This is a genomic window from Caldimonas sp. KR1-144 (assembly GCF_049446155.1).
Taxonomy (GTDB): domain Bacteria; phylum Pseudomonadota; class Gammaproteobacteria; order Burkholderiales; family Burkholderiaceae_C; genus Rivibacter.
On the sequence record NZ_JBMSEE010000002.1, the window covers coordinates 391,241 to 411,410 of the forward strand.

28 protein-coding genes are annotated in these 20,170 nt (G+C 69.9%); 23 read left to right on the top strand and 5 right to left on the bottom strand.

From position 1 onward, the window contains the following. The first annotated feature begins 41 nt into the window (after window positions 1-41). The 3 genes from ACO2TI_RS05865 to ACO2TI_RS05875 are packed head-to-tail and all read left to right on the top strand — an operon-like array spanning window position 42 to window position 1,415. On the top strand, window positions 42-479 hold the full coding sequence (locus ACO2TI_RS05865; RefSeq protein ID WP_423282683.1) for a DUF3106 domain-containing protein: 438 nt from the start codon (window positions 42-44) through the stop codon (window positions 477-479). A gap of 13 nt (window positions 480-492) precedes the next feature. Further along, window positions 493-1,098: an RNA polymerase sigma factor gene (locus ACO2TI_RS05870; protein WP_423282685.1), complete on the top strand. Its 606-nt coding sequence runs from the start codon at window positions 493-495 to the stop codon at window positions 1,096-1,098. Continuing rightward, complete coding sequence (locus ACO2TI_RS05875; RefSeq protein ID WP_423282688.1) at window positions 1,095-1,415, top strand: hypothetical protein; 321 nt, start codon at window positions 1,095-1,097, stop codon at window positions 1,413-1,415. Before ACO2TI_RS05870 ends, ACO2TI_RS05875 begins: the two co-directional genes overlap by 4 nt. On the opposite strand, the gene ACO2TI_RS05880 is transcribed toward ACO2TI_RS05875, so the two are convergent. Next, window positions 1,416-2,189, bottom strand: coding sequence for a hypothetical protein (locus tag ACO2TI_RS05880; protein WP_423282690.1), 774 nt, complete (start codon window positions 2,187-2,189; stop codon window positions 1,416-1,418). A gap of 44 nt (window positions 2,190-2,233) precedes the next feature. Then, window positions 2,234-2,926, bottom strand: a complete 693-nt coding sequence (locus ACO2TI_RS05885; protein WP_423282692.1) for a TetR/AcrR family transcriptional regulator — start codon at window positions 2,924-2,926, stop codon at window positions 2,234-2,236. Between the two features lie 132 nt (window positions 2,927-3,058). Here ACO2TI_RS05885 and ACO2TI_RS05890 point away from each other — a divergent pair, with 132 nt between their 5' ends. The 18 genes from ACO2TI_RS05890 (at window position 3,059) to tatC (ending at window position 15,785) form a co-directional block, all read left to right on the top strand. Next, window positions 3,059-4,024 (top strand): ABC transporter ATP-binding protein, encoded by a 966-nt coding sequence (locus tag ACO2TI_RS05890; RefSeq protein WP_423282695.1) that lies wholly within the window; start codon window positions 3,059-3,061, stop codon window positions 4,022-4,024. Continuing rightward, complete coding sequence (locus ACO2TI_RS05895; protein ID WP_423282697.1) at window positions 4,021-4,782, top strand: ABC transporter permease; 762 nt, start codon at window positions 4,021-4,023, stop codon at window positions 4,780-4,782. The genes ACO2TI_RS05890 and ACO2TI_RS05895 overlap by 4 nt, the downstream gene beginning before the upstream one ends. Window positions 4,783-4,991: 209 nt before the next feature. Then, window positions 4,992-5,264: a BolA family protein gene (locus ACO2TI_RS05900; RefSeq protein ID WP_423282699.1), complete on the top strand. Its 273-nt coding sequence runs from the start codon at window positions 4,992-4,994 to the stop codon at window positions 5,262-5,264. 97 nt (window positions 5,265-5,361) lie between these two features. Beyond that, window positions 5,362-6,654 carry a UDP-N-acetylglucosamine 1-carboxyvinyltransferase gene (murA, locus tag ACO2TI_RS05905; protein WP_423282701.1) on the top strand — a complete coding sequence of 431 codons (1,293 nt, stop codon included), beginning with the start codon at window positions 5,362-5,364 and terminating at the stop codon, window positions 6,652-6,654. Continuing rightward, window positions 6,651-7,304 carry an ATP phosphoribosyltransferase gene (gene hisG / locus ACO2TI_RS05910; protein WP_423282703.1) on the top strand — a complete coding sequence of 218 codons (654 nt, stop codon included), beginning with the start codon at window positions 6,651-6,653 and terminating at the stop codon, window positions 7,302-7,304. Before murA ends, hisG begins: the two co-directional genes overlap by 4 nt. 8 nt (window positions 7,305-7,312) lie before the next feature. Then, window positions 7,313-8,644 carry a histidinol dehydrogenase gene (hisD, locus tag ACO2TI_RS05915; RefSeq protein WP_423282705.1) on the top strand — a complete coding sequence of 444 codons (1,332 nt, stop codon included), beginning with the start codon at window positions 7,313-7,315 and terminating at the stop codon, window positions 8,642-8,644. Further along, window positions 8,641-9,729: a histidinol-phosphate transaminase gene (gene hisC, locus ACO2TI_RS05920; protein WP_423282708.1), complete on the top strand. Its 1,089-nt coding sequence runs from the start codon at window positions 8,641-8,643 to the stop codon at window positions 9,727-9,729. Before hisD ends, hisC begins: the two co-directional genes overlap by 4 nt. After that, window positions 9,726-10,325, top strand: coding sequence for an imidazoleglycerol-phosphate dehydratase HisB (gene hisB / locus ACO2TI_RS05925; RefSeq protein WP_423282711.1), 600 nt, complete (start codon window positions 9,726-9,728; stop codon window positions 10,323-10,325). Before hisC ends, hisB begins: the two co-directional genes overlap by 4 nt. Before the next feature lies 1 nt (window position 10,326). Beyond that, the gene (gene hisH, locus ACO2TI_RS05930) at window positions 10,327-10,995 is read left to right on the top strand and encodes an imidazole glycerol phosphate synthase subunit HisH (RefSeq protein WP_423282713.1); all 669 of its coding nucleotides are present in this window, start codon (window positions 10,327-10,329) and stop codon (window positions 10,993-10,995) included. A 40-nt stretch (window positions 10,996-11,035) separates the two neighbouring features. Beyond that, window positions 11,036-11,782: a 1-(5-phosphoribosyl)-5-[(5-phosphoribosylamino)methylideneamino]imidazole-4-carboxamide isomerase gene (gene hisA, locus ACO2TI_RS05935; RefSeq protein ID WP_423282716.1), complete on the top strand. Its 747-nt coding sequence runs from the start codon at window positions 11,036-11,038 to the stop codon at window positions 11,780-11,782. Between the two features lie 5 nt (window positions 11,783-11,787). Beyond that, window positions 11,788-12,549 carry an imidazole glycerol phosphate synthase subunit HisF gene (gene hisF, locus ACO2TI_RS05940; protein ID WP_423282718.1) on the top strand — a complete coding sequence of 254 codons (762 nt, stop codon included), beginning with the start codon at window positions 11,788-11,790 and terminating at the stop codon, window positions 12,547-12,549. Window positions 12,550-12,578: 29 nt separating this feature from the next. Continuing rightward, window positions 12,579-12,989 carry a phosphoribosyl-AMP cyclohydrolase gene (hisI, locus tag ACO2TI_RS05945; protein ID WP_423282720.1) on the top strand — a complete coding sequence of 137 codons (411 nt, stop codon included), beginning with the start codon at window positions 12,579-12,581 and terminating at the stop codon, window positions 12,987-12,989. Continuing rightward, the gene (locus ACO2TI_RS05950) at window positions 12,986-13,345 is read left to right on the top strand and encodes a phosphoribosyl-ATP diphosphatase (protein ID WP_423282722.1); all 360 of its coding nucleotides are present in this window, start codon (window positions 12,986-12,988) and stop codon (window positions 13,343-13,345) included. The genes hisI and ACO2TI_RS05950 overlap by 4 nt, the downstream gene beginning before the upstream one ends. Beyond that, window positions 13,342-13,707, top strand: coding sequence for a DUF4870 family protein (locus ACO2TI_RS05955; protein ID WP_423282724.1), 366 nt, complete (start codon window positions 13,342-13,344; stop codon window positions 13,705-13,707). Before ACO2TI_RS05950 ends, ACO2TI_RS05955 begins: the two co-directional genes overlap by 4 nt. 16 nt (window positions 13,708-13,723) lie before the next feature. Further along, window positions 13,724-14,071, top strand: a complete 348-nt coding sequence (locus ACO2TI_RS05960) for a histidine triad nucleotide-binding protein (protein ID WP_423282727.1) — start codon at window positions 13,724-13,726, stop codon at window positions 14,069-14,071. Window positions 14,072-14,193: 122 nt separating this feature from the next. Beyond that, window positions 14,194-14,433 (top strand): Sec-independent protein translocase subunit TatA, encoded by a 240-nt coding sequence (tatA, locus tag ACO2TI_RS05965; RefSeq protein WP_423282729.1) that lies wholly within the window; start codon window positions 14,194-14,196, stop codon window positions 14,431-14,433. Between the two features lie 31 nt (window positions 14,434-14,464). Then, entirely contained in the window at window positions 14,465-14,953 is a 489-nt protein-coding gene (tatB, locus tag ACO2TI_RS05970) for a Sec-independent protein translocase protein TatB (RefSeq protein ID WP_423282731.1), read from the top strand. Window positions 14,954-15,002: 49 nt separating this feature from the next. Beyond that, window positions 15,003-15,785, top strand: a complete 783-nt coding sequence (tatC, locus tag ACO2TI_RS05975; protein ID WP_423282734.1) for a twin-arginine translocase subunit TatC — start codon at window positions 15,003-15,005, stop codon at window positions 15,783-15,785. A 26-nt stretch (window positions 15,786-15,811) separates the two neighbouring features. Here the strand turns inward: tatC and ACO2TI_RS05980 are convergent, their stop codons facing one another. Next, window positions 15,812-16,969 (bottom strand): S1C family serine protease, encoded by a 1,158-nt coding sequence (locus ACO2TI_RS05980; RefSeq protein WP_423282737.1) that lies wholly within the window; start codon window positions 16,967-16,969, stop codon window positions 15,812-15,814. Here ACO2TI_RS05980 and ACO2TI_RS05985 point away from each other — a divergent pair. Together ACO2TI_RS05985 and pdxA are read left to right on the top strand one after the other, a co-directional pair. Next, window positions 16,968-17,741 (top strand): Nif3-like dinuclear metal center hexameric protein, encoded by a 774-nt coding sequence (locus tag ACO2TI_RS05985; RefSeq protein WP_423282739.1) that lies wholly within the window; start codon window positions 16,968-16,970, stop codon window positions 17,739-17,741. The genes ACO2TI_RS05980 and ACO2TI_RS05985 overlap by 2 nt on opposite strands. Next, window positions 17,738-18,748 (top strand): 4-hydroxythreonine-4-phosphate dehydrogenase PdxA, encoded by a 1,011-nt coding sequence (gene pdxA / locus ACO2TI_RS05990; protein WP_423282741.1) that lies wholly within the window; start codon window positions 17,738-17,740, stop codon window positions 18,746-18,748. The genes ACO2TI_RS05985 and pdxA overlap by 4 nt, the downstream gene beginning before the upstream one ends. Here pdxA and ACO2TI_RS05995 read toward each other — a convergent pair. Both ACO2TI_RS05995 and ACO2TI_RS06000 read right to left on the bottom strand, forming a co-directional pair. After that, window positions 18,745-19,626 carry an MxaL protein gene (locus ACO2TI_RS05995; RefSeq protein ID WP_423282744.1) on the bottom strand — a complete coding sequence of 294 codons (882 nt, stop codon included), beginning with the start codon at window positions 19,624-19,626 and terminating at the stop codon, window positions 18,745-18,747. The genes pdxA and ACO2TI_RS05995 overlap by 4 nt on opposite strands. Continuing rightward, window positions 19,623-20,168 carry an MxaK protein gene (locus ACO2TI_RS06000; protein ID WP_423282746.1) on the bottom strand — a complete coding sequence of 182 codons (546 nt, stop codon included), beginning with the start codon at window positions 20,166-20,168 and terminating at the stop codon, window positions 19,623-19,625. Before ACO2TI_RS06000 ends, ACO2TI_RS05995 begins: the two co-directional genes overlap by 4 nt. Window positions 20,169-20,170: the final 2 nt, after the last annotated feature.

A 20,170-nucleotide genomic window follows, 5' to 3' on the forward strand; every position in this document is an offset into this window, starting at 1 on the left:
CGAGCGTTGCCGCGAGCCTTGCGAGATCGATGATGAAGCCGATGTCCGTTCGACACCTGTGCGCCGCGCTGGCGCTGCTGGCCGGTGCGGCGCAGGCGCTGGCCGCGCCCGTGGCCGTGCCGGACCCCGAGGCCTGGGCGCGCCTGTCGCCTGCCGAGCAGGAGGCGCGCCGCGCCGAGATCCGCGAGCAGTTGCGCCGCGCCACGCCCCAGGAGCGCCAGGCGTTCCGGCGCGAGATGCGCGAGCGGCTCGAAAGCCTGTCGCCCGATCAGCGGCGCGCGCTGGCCGGCCAGGTGCGCGAGCGCTGGCAGCAGATGCCGCCCGAGGAGCGCGAGCGCATCGCGCGCGAGCGCCGCGATCGGCTCAAGGCGATGACGCCCGAGGAGCGCCGTCAGCTGCTGCAGCAGCGCCGCGAGATGCTCGACAAGCTCAGCCCCGAGGAACGCGCCGCGCTGCGCGAGAAGCTGCCGGCGCGATGAAAGGGCGAGTTCGATGCCTCCAGGGACGCTCGCGGTGTCGCGCCTGACGCAGTGGCTCGGCGCGTCGCGGCCCGAGGCCGGCGACGACTGGCAGCTGTGGCGCGAGGCCTGCGACGGGCGCGAGGCCAGCGCGACGCGCCTCGTGCGCGCGCTCACACCGCAGGCGCTGGGGCTGGCGCTGCAGATGCTCGGGCGGCGAGAGGACGCCGAGGACGCGGTGCAGGACGCCTTTGCCCGGCTGTGGCGCAGCGCGCCGAGCGACACGCGCGGCGCGAGGCTGTCGACCTACTTCAACACCATCGTGATCAACCGCTGCAAGAGCCTGCTGGGGCAGCGCCGCGAGCAGGGCATGGAGCCCGAGGCGCTGGTCGAGCTGCACGACGCGCGGCAGCATGACGAGGCGCCGCAGCAAGAACATCGCGCATCGCGCCACCGCATCGGCGAGGCGCTGGCCAGGCTCCCGGCCCGCCAGCGCATGGCGGTCGCGATGTGGGCCTATGCCGATGCCTCGGTGGCCGACATCGCGCGGGCGCTGGAGCTCGACCCCAACGCCGCGCACCAACTTCTGTACCGCGCCAAGCTGGCGCTGCGATCCCGCCTGGAAGGGGAAGCGACATGATGAGTCCCGAGCGAGACGACGATGAACTGCGCTGCGCGCTGCGCGCATCGCCCGCCGAGGCCGACGCAGCCTCGATCGAGGCGCTGCAGTCGCGCGTGATGGCCCATTGGCGCGCCTCGCACGGCGCGGGCTCGGCGCAGTCGAACGGCGGGCATGCGCTGCGCTGGTCGGCATCGCCGCGCTGGTGGATCGGCGCGGGCGGCCTGGCTCTGGGCTGCGCGCTGGCGGTTGCGCTGTGGCTGCAGCGACCGGACCCGGCGCTGGAGGAGCTGATGCAGCCAGATGTGTTGTCGCAGATGGTGGCCGGCGAGCTTTGATCAGTCTTCCAGCTCGGCTTTCGCCATCTCCACGTCCAGCCGCTCCATCGCGTCCATCGGCGTGCAGGCGGCGGCCTGCTCGTAGAGCTTGGTCGCCTCCTTCAGCTTCTTCTCGCCTTCGAGCATCACCAGGCCGTTGGCGTACTCGACCATCGCGATCGCGCTGGTCGGGTTGAGCTTGAGCGCGGTCTGGAACATCTTGAGGCCGGTCGCCGCGTCGGCGCCCTGGGTCTTGCCGAGCAGCTTGCCGACCTTGTCGATCACCTCGGCATGGAAGGCGCCCAGCGCGATGTGCGCGTCGGCATGCTTGGGCGCGAGCTTGATGGCGGTTTCCAGCGCGCCCTTGACCTTGCCGCCCAGGCCTTGCGCCAGCGCCTTGGCGACACTGATGCCCTGGCTGTAGCGGCCCAGCGCATAGGCCATCAGGTAGTGGGCGTTGGCGTTCTTCGGCTCGGCCGCGGCCTGCGCCTCGGCGCGCTGCGCCACCTCGAGCAGCAGGTCGAGCTTGGCCTTCTCGCTCTTTTCCAGGTAGTTGGCGTAGATCGCCTGCGCCTTGTTCGCGACCGTGATGCCCGCGCCGCCTGCCTTCAGGCCCGCATCGGCCGCGGCCTTGAATTCGCCGGCGTGGAACAGCGTCCAGGCCTGCAGCACGGCGGCTTCCGCGGGGCAAGGCTCGGCGTCGCCGGCGTGCAGCCGGGCCCAGTGCTTCTTCAGCGCGGCGGCGTCGTAGCGGTAGTCGTCGCTGTCGTAGGGAAAGGCGGTCCACTTGGCCATCGCTTGTCTCCTGTCGTGTGTTCTTCGTTCGGCCGCTTAGGCATTCAGCTTGCCGGCTTGGGCGGTGCGCGGTAGCTGCCGACCAGCGAGAACAGGTGTTCGCGCTGTGCCGGCTCGAGATAGGGCATCAAGAGGCTGAGCAGGTGGTAGGCGCCGCGCAGCAAGGCGGCACCGGCGCTCTCGGGCTCCAGGGCCTTGCGCGGGTCGCGCACGTATTCGTAGCTGAGCCAGTAGGTCAGCACCACCACCATCGCGGTCGAGACGGCGTCGGCCTCGCGCGCGTCGAGGCCGCGCGCCCCGAAGGCCTGGTGGCGCGCGAGGCCGTCGAGCACGGCCTTGACCGCCTCCTGCTTGTGCTTGAGCACGAACTGGAAGTGCGTCTCCAGCCGCCGGTTCTTGCTGAGCAGGTCGTTGAGGTCGCGGTAGAGGAAGCGGTACTGCCAGATCAGCTCGAAGAACATGTGGAAGAACAGCCAGGCGTCCTCCACGTTGGCCACGTTGTCCGCCGCGCGCAGCAGCTCGTTGAGCTTTTGCTCGTAGCGGTCGAACAGGCTGTTGATCAGCTCGTCCTTGGCCGGGTAGTGGTAGTAGAGGTTGCCGGGGCTGATGTTCAGCTCGGCCGAGATCAGCGTGGTGCTGACGTTGGGTTCGCCGAAGCGGTTGAACAGGTCCAGCGTGACCTCGAGGATGCGTTCGGCGGTGCGGCGCGGCGCTTTCTTCGGAGGGCGCGAGGTCATGTCGGGCGACGGCGGCGGGGTGTGGCGGCTGGGCGATCTTGCACCATCCGGCGCCTTGTCCCAAGCCGCGCCGACCCCACGTCGGCACTGCCGTGGGCTGCTTCCTACAATCCGCCGCTTCGCCTGCACGCCATGAACGACAACCGACCCATCGTCGCGCCGCCGCCCGCCGGCCTCCCGGCGGTCCGCTTCGAGGCCGTCGCCAAGACCTACCGCCGCGGCAGCGGCGACGAGGTGCGCGCGCTGCAGGGCGTGAGCTTCGACATCGCGCCGGGCGAGTTCTTCGGCCTGCTCGGCCCCAACGGCGCCGGCAAGACGACGCTGATCAGCATCCTCGCCGGCCTCTCGCGCGCCAGCGGCGGGCGTGTCACGGTGATGGGCCACGACGTGGTCGACGACTACGCGGCCGCGCGGCGCTGCCTGGGCATCGTGCCGCAGGAGCTGGTGTTCGACCCGTTCTTCTCGGTGCGCGAGACGCTGCGCATCCAGAGCGGCTACTTCGGCGTGCGCGGCAACGACGACTGGATCGACGAGCTGCTGCGCGAGCTGGGACTGGCCGACAAGGCCAACGCCAACATGCGCCAGCTCTCGGGCGGCATGAAGCGGCGGGTGCTGGTCGCGCAGGCGCTGGTGCATCGTCCGCCGGTGATCGTGCTCGACGAGCCGACCGCCGGCGTCGACGTCGAACTGCGCCAGACGCTGTGGGCCTTCATCTCGCGGCTCAACAAGCAAGGCCACACGGTGCTGCTGACCACGCACTACCTGGAAGAGGCCGAGGCGCTGTGCGGACGCATCGCGATGCTCAAGCAAGGCCGCATCGTCGCGCTCGACCGCACCGAGGCGCTGCTGGCCGATACCTCGCACCAGGAAGTGCGCTTCAAGACCGACGACGCGCTGCCGCAGGACATCGCGTGCCAGGCGCGCGTGACCGGGCGCATCGTGCAGCTCTCGGCGCACGACGCCGGCGAGGTCTGGGCGATGCTCACGCGGCTTCGCGAGGCGCGGGTGCGGGTCGAGGACCTGGAGATCGGGCGCAGCGACCTGGAAGACGTGTTCCTGGAAATTATGCAGGGCGAGCGTTCGGGAGTTGCATCGTGACGTTCGACGGCGCCCAGACCCTGTTCCGCAAGGAGATCCTGCGCTTCTGGAAAGTGGCCTTCCAGACCGTGGCCGCACCGGTGCTCACCGCGGTGCTCTACCTGCTGATCTTCGGCCACGTGCTCGAGGAACATGTGCAGGTCTACCCCGGCGTGGGCTACACCAGCTTCCTGATCCCGGGCCTGGTGATGATGAGCGTGCTGCAGAACGCGTTCGCGAACAGCAGCTCCTCGCTGATCCAGAGCAAGATCACCGGCAACCTGGTGTTCCTGCTGGTGACGCCGTTGTCGCACTGGGCCTGGTTCGTCGCCTACGTGGGCGCCTCGGTCGTGCGCGGCCTGGTGGTCGGCCTGGGGGTGTTCGTCGTCACCGTCTGGTTCGCGCCGCTGCACCTGGCCAATCCGCTGTGGGTGCTGGCCTTCGCGCTGCTGGGCGCGGGCATGCTGGGTTCGCTGGGGCTGATCGCCGGTCTGTGGGCCGAGAAGTTCGACCAGATGGCGGCGTTCCAGAACTTCCTGATCATGCCGATGACCTTCCTCGCCGGCGTTTTCTATTCGGTGCATTCGCTGCCGAGCTTCTGGCAGGCGGTGAGCCACCTGAACCCCTTTTTCTACATGATCGACGGGTTCAGGGCCGGCTTCTTCGGCGTGAGCGACGTGTCGCCGTGGATCAGCCTGGGCATCGTGGGCCTCAGCTTCGTGCTGGTCGCGGGGTTGGCGCTGCGGCTGCTGGCGACCGGCTACAAGCTGCGGCACTGAGGTTCTTCGCGAGTTGGGCGGGGACAGGCTGCGCGCGGCCTGTTCAGGGTCATGCCGTTCCTCTTTGAAGGAGAACAGCGGTGCTTGAGCAAGGGAGTGGGCAGGCCGCCGAACCGAAGCGCCCACGCCGGCCTGCCCGCTCCCTTGCGATCAGCCCAACCAAGTGGCTCGCGAAGAGAAAATCCAACCCCACCTAGAATCTCGCCACCATGTCCGACCCCACACCCGCCGACGTCGAGCGCTACATCGCGCAGGGCCTTGCCTGCGAGCAGCTCGCCGTCGAAGGCGACGGGCGGCACTTCTTCGCCACCATCGTCAGCGCGGAATTCGAAGGCCTGTCGCGCATTGCCCGCCACCAGCGGGTCTACCGGGCGCTGGGCGATAGAATGCGCGAACAAATCCACGCGCTGTCGATGAAGACGCTCACGCCGGCCGAATACGCTGCCGCTCCGGCAGCTTCGGCCACCCATCACCATCACTGAACCCGGCCGCGGCGTGGACGTGGCCCGGTGAGGCGCGCCGCGCCCTTCGCGTGGCGGCTTGATTGGGTCGGGGTCCGTGGTCCGCGGTGAGACCTGCATGGACCAACTCCTCATCCGCGGCGGCCGCACCCTCCAAGGCGAAGTCGCGATCGCCGGCGCCAAGAATGCCGCGCTGCCCGAACTGTGCGCGGCGCTGCTGACCGACCAGCCCGTCACGCTCGACAACGTGCCGCGCCTGCAGGACGTGGCCACCACGCTCAAGCTGCTGCGCAACATGGGCGCTGCGGCCGACTGGGTCGGCGAGCGCGACGGACCCACCGGCAACACGGTGCGCATCGACGCCTCCAGCGTCACCTCGCCCGAGGCGCCGTACGAGCTGGTCAAGACCATGCGCGCGGCCATCCTGGTGCTGGGGCCGCTGCTGGCGCGCTTCGGCGAGGCCACGGTCTCGCTGCCCGGCGGCTGCGCGATCGGCTCGCGCCCGGTCGACCAACACATCAAGGGCCTGCAGGCCATGGGTGCGCAGATCAGCGTCGAGCACGGCTACATCCTGGCCAAGGCGCCCAAGTCTTCAGGCGGCCTGCGGGGTGCGCGCATCACGACCGACATGGTTACCGTGACCGGCACCGAGAACCTGCTGATGGCCGCGACGCTGGCGCAGGGCGAGACGGTGCTCGAGAACGCCGCGCAGGAGCCCGAGATCCCCGACCTGGCCGAGCTGCTGATCTCGATGGGTGCCCGGATCGAAGGCCACGGCACGAGCCGCATCCACATCCAGGGCGTCGACCGCCTGCACGCGCCGAAGGCGGCGCACCGCATCGTGCCCGACCGCATCGAGGCCGGCACCTTCCTGTGCGCGGTCGCGGCCGCCGGCGGCGACGTGACGCTGCGCGGTGCGCGCGCCGATCACCTGGACGCGGCGATCGAGAAGCTGCGCGAGGCCGGCGTGAGCATCACCGCCGGCAGCGACTGGATCCGGGTGCAGGCCTCGGGCCGTCCGCGCGCGGTGAGCTTTCGCACCAGCGAGTACCCGGCCTTCCCGACCGACATGCAGGCGCAGTTCATGGCCGTCAACTGCATCGCCGACGGCAGCGCGCAGATCGCCGAGACGATCTTCGAGAACCGCTTCATGCACGTCAACGAGCTGCTGCGCCTGGGCGCCAGGATCGAAGTCGACGGCCGCACCGCGATGGTCACCGGCGTCGAGCGCCTGTCGGGCGCGACCGTGATGGCTACCGACCTGCGCGCCTCGGCCAGCCTGGTGATCGCCGGCCTCGTGGCCGAGGGCGAGACGCGCGTCGACCGCATCTACCACCTCGATCGCGGCTACGACCGCATGGAAGCCAAGCTGCGCGGCCTCGGCGCCGACATCGAAAGGGTGAAGCCGTGATCACCCTGGCGCTTTCCAAGGGCCGCATCTTCGACGAGACGATGCCGCTGCTGGCCGCGGCCGGCATCACGGTGACCGAGGATCCCGAGACCTCGCGCAAGCTGATCCTCGCGACCAACCGGCCCGAGGTGCGCGTGGTGCTGGTGCGCGCGACCGACGTGCCGACCTACGTGCAGTTCGGCGGCGCCGACCTCGGCGTCGCGGGCCTGGACGTGCTGCTCGAGCACGGCAGCGAGTGGGGCGGCGCGGGCCTGTACCAGCCGCTGGACCTGCGCATCGCCAAGTGCCGCATGAGCGTGGCCACGCGCGCCGACTTCGACTACGCGTCGGCCGTGCGCCAGGGCTCGCGCATTCGCGTCGCGACCAAGTACGTGAGCGTTGCGCGCAACCACTTCGCCGACAAGGGCGTGCACGTCGATCTCATCAAGCTCTACGGCTCGATGGAACTCGCGCCGCTGACCGGCCTGGCCGATGCCATCGTCGACCTGGTCTCCACCGGCAGCACGCTGCGCGCGAACCAGCTGGTCGAGGTCGAGCAGATCATGCCGATCTCGTCGCGCCTGGTCGTCAACCCGGCCGCGCTGAAGCTCAAGCGCGAGCCGATCCGGGCGTTGATCGACGCCTTCGAACGGGCCTTGCCCCAGGACTGAGAAAGAACATGAGCGTCGCCATCCGCCACCTCGACACCACGCAAGCCGACTTCGAAGCCGAGTTTCACCGCGTGCTGCACTGGTCGGCGGAGACGGACGACGCGATCGAGCAGCGCGTGGCCGAGATCCTCGCCGACGTGCGCGTGCGCGGCGACGCCGCCGTGCTCGAGTACACGCAGCGCTTCGACCATCTCCAGGCAACGTCGGTCGCGGCGCTCGAACTCACGCGCGACGAGCTGCGCGCGGCGCTCGAGGCCATCACGCCGGCCCAGCGGGCCGCGCTGGAATCGGCCGCGGCGCGCGTGCGCAGCTACCACGAGCGCCAGCTCGAGGCCTGCGGGCGCAGCTGGAGCTACCGCGACGACGACGGCACGCTGCTCGGCCAGAAGGTCACGCCGCTGGACCGCGTGGGCATCTACGTGCCGGGCGGCAAGGCGGCGTATCCGTCGTCGGTGCTGATGAACGCGATCCCCGCGCAAGTGGCCGGCGTCGGCGAGATCGTGATGGTGGTGCCGACGCCGCGCGGCGAAAGGAACCCGCTCGTGCTTGCCGCGGCCTACGTGGCCGGCGTGCACCGCGCGTTCACCGTCGGCGGCGCGCAGGCGGTCGCGGCGCTGGCCTACGGCACGGCGACGATCCCGCGCGTCGACAAGATCACCGGCCCGGGCAATGCCTACGTGGCCAGCGCCAAGCGGCGCGTGTTCGGACAGGTCGGCATCGACATGATCGCCGGGCCCAGCGAGATCCTGGTGCTGGCCGACGGCAGCACGCCGCCCGACTGGGTCGCGATGGACCTCTTCAGCCAGGCCGAGCACGACGAGCTGGCGCAAAGCATCCTGCTCAGCCCGGATGCGGCCTACATCGCCAAGGTGCAGGAGGCGATCGACCGCCTGCTGCCCGCGATGCCGCGCCGCGACGTGATCCGCGCCTCGCTCGAAGGCCGTGGCGCGCTGATCCTCACGCGTTCGATGGACGAGGCCTGCGCGATCAGCAACCGCATCGCGCCCGAGCACCTGGAGATCAGCTCGTCCGAGCCTTCGCGCTGGGAACCGCTGTTGAAGCACGCCGGTGCGATCTTCCTCGGCGCCTTCACCAGCGAAAGCCTGGGTGACTACTGCGCCGGGCCCAACCACGTGCTGCCGACCTCGGGCACCGCGCGCTTCTCGTCGCCGCTGGGCGTCTACGACTTCCAGAAGCGCACCAGCCTGATCGAGGTCAGCGAAGCCGGCGCGCAGGTGCTGGGGCCGATCGCCGCCGAGCTGGCCTATGGCGAGGGCCTGCAGGCGCATGCGCGCGCCGCCGAGCTGCGCCTGAAGAACGACAACGGAGGCTCGCGATGAGCGCCTTGAATCAGCGCATCACGGCCACCGTGCGCCAGGACGTGCAGTCGATGCACGGCTATGCGATCCAGCCCAGCGCCGGCTTCGTGAAGCTCGACGCGATGGAAAACCCGTTTCGCCTGCCGCCCGAGCTGCAGCGCGAACTCGGCGAGCGGCTCGGCCGCGTCGCGATCAACCGCTACCCGACGACCTGCGTCGCCGACGTGATCGGCGCGCTGTCGAGCTACGTGGAGCTGCCCGCCGGCTGCAAGCTGATGCTGGGCAACGGCTCCGACGAGCTGATCTCGCTGCTGGCAATGGCCTGCGACCGGCCCGGCAACACCATCCTCGCGCCGCTGCCGGGCTTCGTGATGTACGAGATGTCGGCCAGGCTGCAGGGCCTGGGCTTCGTCGGCGTACCGCTGACCGCGGACTTCGAGCTCGACGAGGCGGCGATGCTGGCGGCGATCGAGCGCCACCGCCCGGCCATCACCTACATCGCCTACCCGAACAACCCGACCGCCAACCTCTTCGACGAGGCCATCGTCGAGAAGATCGTCGCGGCCGTCGGCGCGCAGGGCACGGGCTTCGTCGTGTTCGACGAGGCCTACCAGCCGTTCTCGTCGCGCAGTTGGATGCAGCGCATGGCAGATCACGAGCATGTGCTGGTGATGCGCACCTTGAGCAAGTTCGGCCTGGCCGGCGTGCGCCTGGGCTACATGGCCGGCGCGGCGGCGCTCGTCGACGAGATCGACAAGGTGCGCCCGCCCTACAACATCAGCGTGCTCAACGCCGAGGCCACGCTGTTCGCGATCGAGCATGCCGGCGAGTTCGCGCGCCAGGCGCAGATCCTGCGCGCCGAGCGCGAGCGGCTGCAGGCTGCCTTGCGCGCGATGCCGGGCGTGACGCCGTTCCCGAGCGAGGCCAACATGATCCTCGTGCGCGTGCCCGATTCGGCGCGGGCGTTTGCCGGCATGAAGGAACGCGGCGTACTGGTCAAGCACATCGCCGGCCTGCACCCGCTGCTGGCGAACTGCCTGCGCCTGACCGTGGGGACGCCCGAAGAGAACACCCTGATGATCGACGCCCTGAAGGCCAGTCTATGAGTACCGAACAACGCATCGCCGAAGTCCAGCGCGACACCAAGGAAACGCAGATCCGCGTGCGCGTCAACCTCGACGGCACCGGCAGCGCCAAGCTCGCCACCGGCATCGGCTTTTTCGACCACATGCTCGACCAGATCGCGCGCCACGGCCTGGTCGACCTGGAGATCGACGCCAAGGGCGACCTGCACATCGACGGCCACCACACCGTGGAAGACGTCGGCATCACGCTCGGCCAGGCGGTCGCCAAGGCGGTTGGCGACAAGGCCGGCATCCGCCGCTACGGCCACGCCTACGTGCCGCTCGACGAGGCGCTGTCGCGCGTGGTGATCGACTTCTCCGGTCGCCCCGGCCTGCACATGGACGTGGCGTTCAAGGCCGGGATGATCGGCGGCTTCGACACCCAGCTCGCGTTCGAGTTCTTCCAGGGCTTCGCGAACCACGCCCAGGTGACGCTGCACATCGACAACCTGAAGGGCAGCAACGCGCACCACCAGTGCGAGACCATCTTCAAGGCTTTCGCGCGCGCGCTGCGCGCCGCCTTGGAGCTGGATCCGCGCCAGGCCGGCGTGATCCCCTCCACCAAGGGAAGTCTCTGACATGGGGCGCACCGTCGCCGTCGTCGACTACGGCATGGGCAACCTGCGTTCGGTGTCGCAGGCGGTGATCCATGCCGCGCACGGCCAGGGTGTCGACGTCGTCGTTACCGCCGACCCGGCCGTGGTGCGCGCTGCTGAGCGCGTGGTGCTGCCGGGCCAGGGCGCGATGCGCGACTGCATGCGCGAGCTGCGCGAGGCCCACGGCGGCGAGCTGCTCGGCGCCGTGCTCGAGGCGGCTTCAGACAAGCCGCTGATGGGTGTGTGCGTGGGCATGCAGATGCTGCTCGACCACAGCGAGGAGCAGGACACGCCGGGCCTCGGCCTGATCCCCGGCGTGGTGCGGCGCTTCCGGCTCGAAGGTCAGCTGCAGCCCGACGGCAGCCGCTTCAAGGTGCCCCAGATGGGGTGGAACCAGGTGTTCCAGCAGGCGCACGACGGCGCCGTCCATCCGGTTTGGTCCGGCGTGCCGGACGGCAGCTTCTTCTATTTCGTGCACAGCTTCTACGCCCAGCCGGCGGACATCCGGCACAGCGCGGGCGAAACCGTGTACGGCACGCGCTTTACCAGCGCGGTGGCGCGGGATAACATTTTTGCCACCCAGTTCCACCCCGAAAAAAGTGCTGCGCACGGCCTCGCCCTGTACCGCAATTTCCTGAACTGGCGTCCCTGAGCGCACGCATTCGCGTCCCCGCCCCCCACCGACCACAGCCATGCTGCTGATCCCTGCCATCGACCTGAAAGACGGCCGCTGCGTCCGCCTGAAGCAAGGCGACATGAACGAGGCCACCACCTTCAGCGAAGACCCCGCCGCGATGGCCAGACGTTGGCTCGAAGCCGGCGCGCGCCGCCTGCACCTGGTCGACCTCAACGGCGCCTTCGCCGGCAAGCCGGTCAACGAAGGCGCGATCAAGGCCATCATCGACGCGGTCGGCGACGAGATCCCGGTGCAGCTCGGTGGCGGCATCCGCGACCTCGACACCATCGAGCGCTACCTCGACGACGGCCTGTCCTACGTGATCATCGGCACCGCCGCGGTCAAGAATCCCGGCTTCCTGCGCGACGCCTGCACCGCGTTCGGCGGCCACATCATCGTGGGCCTGGACGCCAAGGACGGCAAGGTCGCCACCGACGGCTGGAGCAAGCTGACCGGTCACGAGGTGGTCGACCTGGCCAAGAAGTTCGAGGACTACGGCGTCGAGGGCGTGATCTACACCGACATCGGCCGCGACGGCATGTTGAGCGGCATCAACATCGATGCCACGGTCAAGCTCGCGCAGGCGCTGTCGATTCCGGTGATCGCCTCGGGCGGGCTGTCGAACCTGAAGGACATCGAGGCGCTGTGCGCCGTCGAAGGCGAGGGTATCGAAGGCGTGATCTGCGGCCGCGCGATCTACACCGGCGACCTCGATTTCGCCGCGGCGCAAAAGCGCGCCGACGAGCTCAACGGCGAAGGCTGATCACGGTGCTGGCCAAGCGGATCATTCCCTGCCTCGACGTCACCGGCGGTCGCGTCGTCAAGGGCGTCAACTTCGTCGAGCTGCGCGACGCCGGCGATCCGGTCGAGATCGCCGCGCGCTACAACGAGCAAGGCGCCGACGAACTGACCTTCCTGGACATCACCGCCACCTCGGACGGCCGCGACCTGATCCTGCCGATCATCGAGGCGGTGGCGTCGCAGGTCTTCATACCGCTCACGGTGGGCGGCGGCGTGCGCACGGTGGCCGACGTGCGCCGGCTGCTGAACGCCGGCGCCGACAAGGTGAGCTTCAACTCCGCCGCGGTGGCCGACCCGCAGGTGATCCGCGACGCGTCCGACAAGTACGGCGCGCAGTGCATCGTCGTCGCGATCGACGCCAAGGCGCGCGCCGACGGCAGCGGCTGGGACGTCTACACGCATGGCGGGCGCAAGAACACCGGGCTCGACGCGGTGCAGTGGGCCCGGCGCATGGCCGAGCAGGGCGCCGGCGAGATCTTGCTGACCAGCATGGACCGCGACGGCACGAAGAGCGGCTTCGACCTCGCGCTCACGCGCGCGGTGGCCGACGCGGTGCCGGTGCCGGTGATCGCCTCCGGCGGCGTCGGCTCGCTCGACGACCTGGCCGACGGCATCACGAAAGGCGGTGCCGACGCGGTGCTGGCCGCGAGCATCTTCCACTACGGCCAGCACACGGTCGGCGAGGCCAAGGCGCTGATGGCCTCGCGCGGCATCCCCGTGCGCCAGTGAGGGCGGGCCCGGCCACTACACTGGGCTTCATGAGCAGCAGCACCAGCAGCACTTCCTGGCTCGACGACATCCGCTGGGACCGCGATGGCCTCGTGCCGGTCATCGCCCAGGAAGTCGGCAGCAACGACCTGCTGATGTTCGCCTGGGCCAACCGCGAGGCGCTGGCGCGCAGCGCCGAGACCGGCCAGGCCGTCTACTGGAGCCGCTCGCGCCAGCGCCTGTGGCACAAGGGCGAGGAGAGCGGTCACTTCCAGCAGATCCACGAGATCCGGCTCGACTGCGACAACGACGTGGTGCTCTATAAGGTCACGCAGCTCGGCCACGAGCCGGGCATTGCCTGCCATACCGGTCGCCACAGCTGCTTCTTCCAAAAGCTCGAAGGCGGCACGTGGCGTGCCGTGGAACCGGTGCTGCAGGATCCGCAGCGCATCTACAAGTGACTGCTTCCAACGACACCCTGGCCCGCCTCGCGGCGGTGATCGAATCGCGCAAACCCGCGGCCGGCGGCGATCCGGACAAGAGCTACGTCGCACGCCTGTTCTCCAAGGGCGACGACGCGATCCTCAAGAAGATCGGCGAAGAGGCGACCGAGCTGGTGATGGCGGCCAAGGACGCCGACCGCCAGAAGATCGTCTACGAGACCGCCGACCTGTGGTTCCACAGCCTGATCGCGCTGGCGCAGCACGGCATCTCGCCTGCCGAGGTGCTGGCCGAGCTGGAGCGGCGCGAAGGCCTGAGCGGACTCGAGGAGTTCGCGCTGCGAAAGCTCAACCAACGCGAAGGAGGGTCGCCATGAGCGATGTCGTGAATCCCGGTGCCTCGGTCGATGCGGTCAAGCTGGGCCAGATCAAGCAGCTCACGCTGATCACCTACATCCTCTACGCCGTCAGCGCCTTCGTCGGCGTGACGGCGATCGTCGCGATCATCATCAACTACGTGAAGCGCGACGACACGGTCGGCACGATCTACGAAAGCCACTTCACCTGGCAGATCCGCACCTTCTGGTGGAGCCTGGTGTGGTTCGTCGTCGGCATGGCGACGATCTGGATGCTGGGCCTGGGCGCGCTGGTGCTGATCGCCGACGGCATCTGGGTGATCTACCGCATCGTGAAGGGCTTCCTGAACTTCAACGAAGACAAGCCGATGGTGATCCAGTGAACCGCCAGCAACAGCCATGAACGCCGACCCGAACTGCATCTTCTGCAAGATCGTCGCCGGGCAGATCCCGGCCAAGAAGGTCCACGAGGACGACGAGATCGTCGTCTTCCACGACATCCACCCCTGGGCGCCGGTGCACATCCTGATCGTGCCCAAGCTGCACATCCCCTCGATGGTCGAGGTGCAGCCCGAGCACGCCGGCCTGCTGGGGCGGATGATGGCGCTGAGTCCCAAGCTGATGCGCGAGCTGGGCGTGACCAACGGCTTTCGCCATGTGATCAACACCGGCCGCGACGGCATGCAGGAGGTCATGCACCTGCACCTGCACGTCATGGGCGGGCCGCGACCCTGGCTGAAAGGCTGAGCGGCCGAACGGCCGGCGATGGCCGAACCATTCGGCCCGACACGGGTCCGACATGGTTGCTCGCCTAGAATTTAAGGTTCCGGCACCGGGGCGCAGCTTCGGGGCCACGTCAGGAGATTTCCATGGGTTCGTTCAGCATCTGGCACTGGCTCATCGTGCTGTTGATCGTCGTGCTGGTGTTCGGCACCAAGAAGCTCAAGAACATCGGCAGCGACCTCGGCGGCGCGGTGAAGGGCTTCAAGGACGGCATGCGCGACGGCTCGGCTTCGGCCGAAACGCCGGCGCCCACCTCGCAGCAGGTGAGCGCCAACAAGACGTCCGACGCGAACACGGTCGACGTCGAGGCCAAGACCAAGTCCTGATCATTGGGGGCGGGGCCACCCGCCGCAACGCATGATCGACTTCGGCTTCGACAAGCTCGCGCTGATCGGCGCGGTTGCGCTGATCGTCATCGGCCCCGAGCGGCTGCCGAGGGTGGCGCGCACCGTCGGCCACATGATCGGCAAGGCGCAGCGCTATGTCGCCGACGTCAAGGCCGAGGTCAACCGCTCGATCGAGCTCGAAGAGCTCAAGAAGATGAAGACGCAGTTCGAGGACGCGGCGCGCGACGTCGAGCGCAATGTCTCGAACGAGATCCACCAGACGACGAGCGAGCTGAACCAGAGCTGGGGCGAGGCCAACGGTTCCGGCAGTTACGGCGCCGGCGACGCGCTGTCGGCGCCGCTGGCGGAGCCGCCGCGCGACTACAAGCCGCTCAAGAAGAACTGGCGCGTCAAGCGCGCAGCAGTGCCGCAGTGGTACAAGCAGCGCCACGGCGTGCGCGCGCATGCGCAGTCGGGTGCCGCGCGCGTCGCGCGCTTTCGCCCGCCCCGCACGCGTTGAGCGTGCCGTCCTCGAGCCCGTCGCGCCTACGCGCTGAAGCCCCAACTCCGTGAGTTCTCCAGAACCCCGCGACGAGCTCGAAGGTACCGAGCAGCCCTTCGTCACCCACCTGATCGAGCTGCGCGACCGCCTCGTGCGCTCGGTCATCGCCATCCTGGTGTGCTTCGGCGCGCTGGCGCTGTGGCCGGGGCCCGCTGCGCTCTACGACATGCTGGCCGCGCCGCTGGTGGCCCACCTGCCGGCCGGCACGACGCTGATCGCTACGAACGTGATCTCGCCCTTCCTGGTGCCACTCAAGATCACGCTGATGGCCGCCTTCCTGCTGGCGCTGCCGGTGGTGCTGTACCAGGTGTGGGCCTTTGTCGCGCCGGGCCTCTACAGCCACGAGAAGAAGCTGGTGCTGCCGCTGGTGATCGCCAGCACGGTCCTGTTCCTGATCGGCGTGGCGTTCTGCTATTTCTTCGTGTTCGGCAAGGTGTTCGCGTTCATCCAGGGATTTGCGCCCAAGAGCATCACCGCGGCGCCGGACATCGAGGCCTATCTCGGCTTCGTGCTGACGATGTTCGTCGCCTTCGGCGCGGCCTTCGAGGTGCCGGTGGCGATCGTCGTGCTGGCGCGTATGGGCGTCGTGACGACCGAGCAGCTCAAGAGCTGGCGCGGCTATTTCATCGTCGTCGCGTTCATCGTCGCAGCGATCGTCACGCCGCCCGACGTGATCTCGCAGCTTGCGCTCGCGATCCCGATGTGCATCCTCTACGAGGTGGGCATCTGGTCGGCCAAGCTGTTCATCAAGCACACCAAGACGCCCGACGCGGCCGCCGAGGAGCGCTGAACGCGTGCGGCGCCGGCGCTGACGCGCTACTGGTCGTCGCGCCGTGACGGCGGGCGCTGCGCCACGCGCACCGTCACGTCGAGTTGCTGGGCGCCGCGTTGCACCTTCAGCACCGCTTGCGACCGCGGCTTGAGCGCGGCCACCGCATCGAGCAGCTGCACCGTGTTGCCGACCTGCCGGTCGCCCACGCGCACCACCACATCGCCGGGGCGCAGGCCGCCGTCGCTTGCCGGGCCGCCCTGCAGTACGCCAGTGATCAGCACGCCTTCACGCACCGGCAGGCCGAAGCTCTCGGCGATCTCGGGTGTCAGGTCGCGCGGCTCGACGCCGATCCAGCCGCGCGTGACGACGCCGTCGCGGATCAGGCTGTCCATGACCTGGCGCGCGGTCGAGACGGGAATGGCGAAGCCGATGCCGAGATTGCCGCCCGAGCGCGAGTAGATCGCGGTATTGATGCCCATCAGCCGGCCGTTGGCGTCGACCAGCGCGCCGCCCGAGTTGCCGGGATTGATGGCCGCGTCGGTCTGGATGAAGTTCTCGAACGTGTTGATGCCCAGGTGGTTGCGCCCCAGCGCCGAGACGATGCCCGAGGTCACGGTCTGGCCAACGCCGAACGGGTTGCCGATGGCCAGCACCACGTCGCCGACCTGGAGCTGTTCGGAGTCGCCGAAGCCGACGGCCGGCAGACGTTCCAGGTCGACCTTGAGCACGGCCAGATCGGTGTCGGGGTCGGTGCCGACGACCTGGGCGCGCGTGCGGCGGCCATCGGCGAGCATCAGCTCGATGCCGTCGACGCCGTCGACCACGTGGTTGTTCGTCAGCACGTAGCCCTCGGGGCTGACGATGACGCCGGAGCCCACCCCGGTCTGCGCCTGCGGCTCGCGGTCGCCGAAGAAGAAACGGAACCACGGGTCGTTGGCCTGCGGCGCGCGCGGCGGTGCCTTGCTGGTGATGATGCTCACGACGGCCGGCGCCGCTCGGCGGGCGGCCAGCGCGTAGCTGGCCTGGGCCGCGGTGCCCGGCGGCAGCACCGCCGGGACGATTTCATTGCGGACGGTCGGCAGCGGCGCGACCGACGCGATGGGCCCGCGCGCCAGCCATTCAGGCTTGAGCGTGGCGACCACGAACAGCACGGCCAGGGCAACCGTGACCGCTTGCGAGAAAATGAGCCAAGTCTTGCGCATGGACAGCGAGGGAGATGACCGAGTGACGACCCGTGACGACATCGACGCCTACCTGCGCGGCCTGCTGGAGGTCGATCGGTTCAAGGATTATGGGCCGAACGGCCTGCAAGTTGAGGGCAAACCCGAGGTTCGCAAGCTCGTCAGCGGCGTGACCGCGAGTCGCGCGCTGATCGAGGCCGCGGGCAAGGCCGGTGCCGACGCGCTGCTGGTCCACCACGGCCTGTTCTGGCGCGGCCACGACGGCCGTCTGACCGGCTGGCTGAAGGCGCGCGTCGCGCTGCTGATCGAGCACGGCATCAGCCTGTTCGCCTACCACCTGCCACTGGACGCGCACCCCGAGCTCGGCAACAACGCGCAGCTCGGCGCGCGCCTCAGGCTCACGGCCGACGGCCGCTTCGGCGACCAGGACCTCGGCTGGCTCGGCCGCCCGCCGGCGGTGATGACGTCGGCCGCGCTGTCGGCGCTGCTGCAGTTCAAGCTCGGCCGCGCGCCGCTGGTGGTCGAAGGCGACGGCCGCTCGATCCAGCGCGTCGCGTGGTGCACCGGTGGCGCGCAGGGCATGTTCGAAGCCGCCATCCATGCGGGCGCCGATGCCTACATCACCGGCGAGATCTCGGAGCCTCAGGCGCACCTGGCGCGCGAGACCGGCGTGGCCTACTACGCCTGCGGCCACCACGTGACCGAGCGCTACGGCGCGCCGGCGCTCGGGGCGCACGTCGCGCAGTGCTTCGGCATCGAGCACCAGTTCATCGAGATCGACAACCCGGCATGAGCGCGGACTTGCCGCTCGCGCTGACGATGGGCGACGCCTGCGGCGTCGGGCCGGAGATCCTGGCGCGCGCGTTCGCGCGCAGCGCGCTGCCGGGCGCCGGCTACGTGGTCGGCGACGCGGCGGTGATGCGGCGCGCCGCGCGGCTGGTTGCGCCGACCGAGGGCGGCATCGACCTGCCGGTCGCGCTGATTGAATCGCCTTCGGACGCGGCGCACGTGCCGCCGCGCTGCGTGCCGGTCTGGTGCCCGCCGGGGCTGCCCGCGGGCCTGTCCGAGCTGCCGCTCGGCCGTGTCGACGCGCGCGCCGGCGCGGCCGCAGCGCTGTGCATCCGCGCCGCGGTGGCGCAGGTTCGCGAAGGCCACGCCGCCGCGCTGGTCACCGCGCCGATCCACAAGGAGGCGCTGGCCGCCGCCGGCGAGCCCTATCCCGGCCACACCGAGCTGCTGCAGGCCGAGAGCGCCGCCGGGCCGGTGCGCATGATGCTCGCCAACGACGAGCTGAAGACCGTGCTGGTGAGCATCCATGTCTCGCTGCGCAATGCGATCGCGGCGGTCACGCGCGAGGCGGTGCTCGAGACGCTGCGCATCGCGCACCGGGCGCTGCGCGACTTCGGCATCGCCGCGCCGCGCATCGCGGTGGCCGGGCTCAATCCGCATGCCGGCGAGGGCGGCCTGTTCGGCGACGAGGAGCTGCACGCCATTGCGCCGGCGATCGCCGACGCGCGTGCCGAGGGCATCGACGCGAGCGGGCCGCATCCGCCCGACACGGTGTTCATGCGCGCGCGCCGCGGTGCCTTCGACGCGGTGGTCGCGATGTACCACGACCAGGGCCTGATCCCGGTGAAGTACCTCGGCGTCGAGCAGGGCGTGAACGTCACGCTGGGCCTGCCCTTCGTGCGCACCAGCCCCGACCACGGCACCGCGTTCGACATCGCCGGCAGCGGCCGCGCCGACCCGTCGAGCCTGATTGCCGCGGCGCGCATGGCGCGCCGGCTGTCCTCGCGCTAGCCGCGGCCGCGCGTGCGGCGCAAGGCGCGCGCGACGAGCATCGCCAGCGCCAGCGCCGCCGGCAGCGCACGCACGTCGGTGGGCACCCACGCCAGCGTGGCGCCGCGCGCCTCGAGCAGCGCGGCGCCCAAATCCTGCAGCGACCGCAGCCGCACGTAGGCGGTGCCACTGCGGCGGGTGAAGCTGCGAAGGTGGCCGTCGTCCAGGCGCGTGAGCTCCTCGCGGCTGCCCAGCGCGCCGATGCCGCTGCGCTGCACGACGTCTTCGGCGCGCCAGAAGCCGATGGGCCGGCCCTCGGCATCGATGCGCGGGATCGGCACCGGCTGGTCGCCGCCGACGCCCACCAGCAGCAGCGGTGCGCCGTCAGGCGTCGGGGGCGCGCCGCTCTCGCCGTCGCGCAGCGGCGGCGCTTCCTGCCCATCGGTGACGAACACCGGCAGCAGGTCGGGCTCCAGCGTCTGAGCGCCACGCTGAGCCCAGTAGATGCCCTTGCCGATGTTGCTCGCGTTGGCCCAGCGCATGCGCCCGTCGATCGCGTCGAGCGCGGAGCGCAGCGCGTCATAGTGGGCGCAGACCTCCAGCGGCGCCAGCACCGGCAGCACGCGGTAGTCGGTGAAGACCGCCAGGCCGACGCGCGATCCGCACGGCAGATGCAGCAGCGCCGCCTCCAGGGCTGCCTTCGCAAAGACCAGCCGCGAGGCCGGCGCCGCGTCGAGCGCCGTGTCGCTCGCCTCCATGCTTTGCGTGATATCGAAGGCGACGAGATAGCTGCCGATGCGCCGCGGCATCGGCAGCGGCGGCAGGCTGCAGGCCAGCAGCAGCAAGGCGAGTGCTGCCGCCAGCAGCGGCTCGCCGCGCAGCCGGTGCCAAAGACTCATGGCAGGTCTTGCGCCGACATGCCGCCGAGCCGGACCTGGCGCTTCTCGACGTTGCCGCGCGCCGCGTCGCCGGCGGGCTCGTCTTCCTCGGGCACGAGCTGCAGCGCGCGCTCGAGGTTGTAGCGCGCGTCCCAGGCCTCGGGGCGCTCGCGCAGCAGCGCGCGAAAGCGCTGCTTGGCCAGTTCGGCGAGCGGCAGCGCGCGGGTGGTGTCGCCTCGCGCCATGGCTTCTTGCGCCTGCACCATGAGCGTGTGGCCGGCGTTGTAGAGCGCCGCTTCGCCAAGTTCGCTGCCTGCCTGGCGCGCGGCCAGGCCATCGTAGAGCGCCAGGGCCGCGTCGGCATCGCCGGCGCGGCGCAGCGCCTGGGCATGCGCGAACTGCACGCGCGCATCGGCATCGGCCGGCGGTGCCTCGGCGGAGGCGGCCGCCATCGCGCCGCTGACGGCCAGCGCCCGCTGCCAGCGGGCGGCATGCCACAGCGCCGGGGCGATGGCCGCCAGCAGTGCGGCGGCGAACAGCGCGTGGGCCAGGCGTCGGCGCATCG

What these genes read in the sequence shown, in the direction of transcription:
- ACO2TI_RS05995 (WP_423282744.1), bottom strand. Translation starts at nt 19,626, where the DNA reads ATGAGTCTTTGGCACCGGCTGCGCGGCGAGCCGCTGCTGGCGGCAGCA.
- hisC (WP_423282708.1), top strand. Translation starts at nt 8,641, where the DNA reads ATGAGCGCCTTGAATCAGCGCATCACGGCCACCGTGCGCCAGGACGTG.
- ACO2TI_RS05880 (WP_423282690.1), bottom strand. Translation starts at nt 2,189, where the DNA reads ATGGCCAAGTGGACCGCCTTTCCCTACGACAGCGACGACTACCGCTAC.
- ACO2TI_RS05865 (WP_423282683.1), top strand. Translation starts at nt 42, where the DNA reads ATGTCCGTTCGACACCTGTGCGCCGCGCTGGCGCTGCTGGCCGGTGCG.
- hisH (WP_423282713.1), top strand. Translation starts at nt 10,327, where the DNA reads ATGGGGCGCACCGTCGCCGTCGTCGACTACGGCATGGGCAACCTGCGT.
- hisB (WP_423282711.1), top strand. Translation starts at nt 9,726, where the DNA reads ATGAGTACCGAACAACGCATCGCCGAAGTCCAGCGCGACACCAAGGAA.
- ACO2TI_RS05960 (WP_423282727.1), top strand. Translation starts at nt 13,724, where the DNA reads ATGAACGCCGACCCGAACTGCATCTTCTGCAAGATCGTCGCCGGGCAG.
- hisI (WP_423282720.1), top strand. Translation starts at nt 12,579, where the DNA reads ATGAGCAGCAGCACCAGCAGCACTTCCTGGCTCGACGACATCCGCTGG.
- ACO2TI_RS05985 (WP_423282739.1), top strand. Translation starts at nt 16,968, where the DNA reads ATGGACAGCGAGGGAGATGACCGAGTGACGACCCGTGACGACATCGAC.
- murA (WP_423282701.1), top strand. Translation starts at nt 5,362, where the DNA reads ATGGACCAACTCCTCATCCGCGGCGGCCGCACCCTCCAAGGCGAAGTC.
- ACO2TI_RS05890 (WP_423282695.1), top strand. Translation starts at nt 3,059, where the DNA reads ATGAACGACAACCGACCCATCGTCGCGCCGCCGCCCGCCGGCCTCCCG.
- tatA (WP_423282729.1), top strand. Translation starts at nt 14,194, where the DNA reads ATGGGTTCGTTCAGCATCTGGCACTGGCTCATCGTGCTGTTGATCGTC.
- ACO2TI_RS05875 (WP_423282688.1), top strand. Translation starts at nt 1,095, where the DNA reads ATGATGAGTCCCGAGCGAGACGACGATGAACTGCGCTGCGCGCTGCGC.
- ACO2TI_RS05955 (WP_423282724.1), top strand. Translation starts at nt 13,342, where the DNA reads ATGAGCGATGTCGTGAATCCCGGTGCCTCGGTCGATGCGGTCAAGCTG.
- pdxA (WP_423282741.1), top strand. Translation starts at nt 17,738, where the DNA reads ATGAGCGCGGACTTGCCGCTCGCGCTGACGATGGGCGACGCCTGCGGC.
- hisD (WP_423282705.1), top strand. Translation starts at nt 7,313, where the DNA reads ATGAGCGTCGCCATCCGCCACCTCGACACCACGCAAGCCGACTTCGAA.
- tatB (WP_423282731.1), top strand. Translation starts at nt 14,465, where the DNA reads ATGATCGACTTCGGCTTCGACAAGCTCGCGCTGATCGGCGCGGTTGCG.
- ACO2TI_RS05980 (WP_423282737.1), bottom strand. Translation starts at nt 16,969, where the DNA reads ATGCGCAAGACTTGGCTCATTTTCTCGCAAGCGGTCACGGTTGCCCTG.
- ACO2TI_RS06000 (WP_423282746.1), bottom strand. Translation starts at nt 20,168, where the DNA reads ATGCGCCGACGCCTGGCCCACGCGCTGTTCGCCGCCGCACTGCTGGCG.
- ACO2TI_RS05900 (WP_423282699.1), top strand. Translation starts at nt 4,992, where the DNA reads ATGTCCGACCCCACACCCGCCGACGTCGAGCGCTACATCGCGCAGGGC.
- ACO2TI_RS05870 (WP_423282685.1), top strand. Translation starts at nt 493, where the DNA reads ATGCCTCCAGGGACGCTCGCGGTGTCGCGCCTGACGCAGTGGCTCGGC.
- ACO2TI_RS05885 (WP_423282692.1), bottom strand. Translation starts at nt 2,926, where the DNA reads ATGACCTCGCGCCCTCCGAAGAAAGCGCCGCGCCGCACCGCCGAACGC.
- hisA (WP_423282716.1), top strand. Translation starts at nt 11,036, where the DNA reads ATGCTGCTGATCCCTGCCATCGACCTGAAAGACGGCCGCTGCGTCCGC.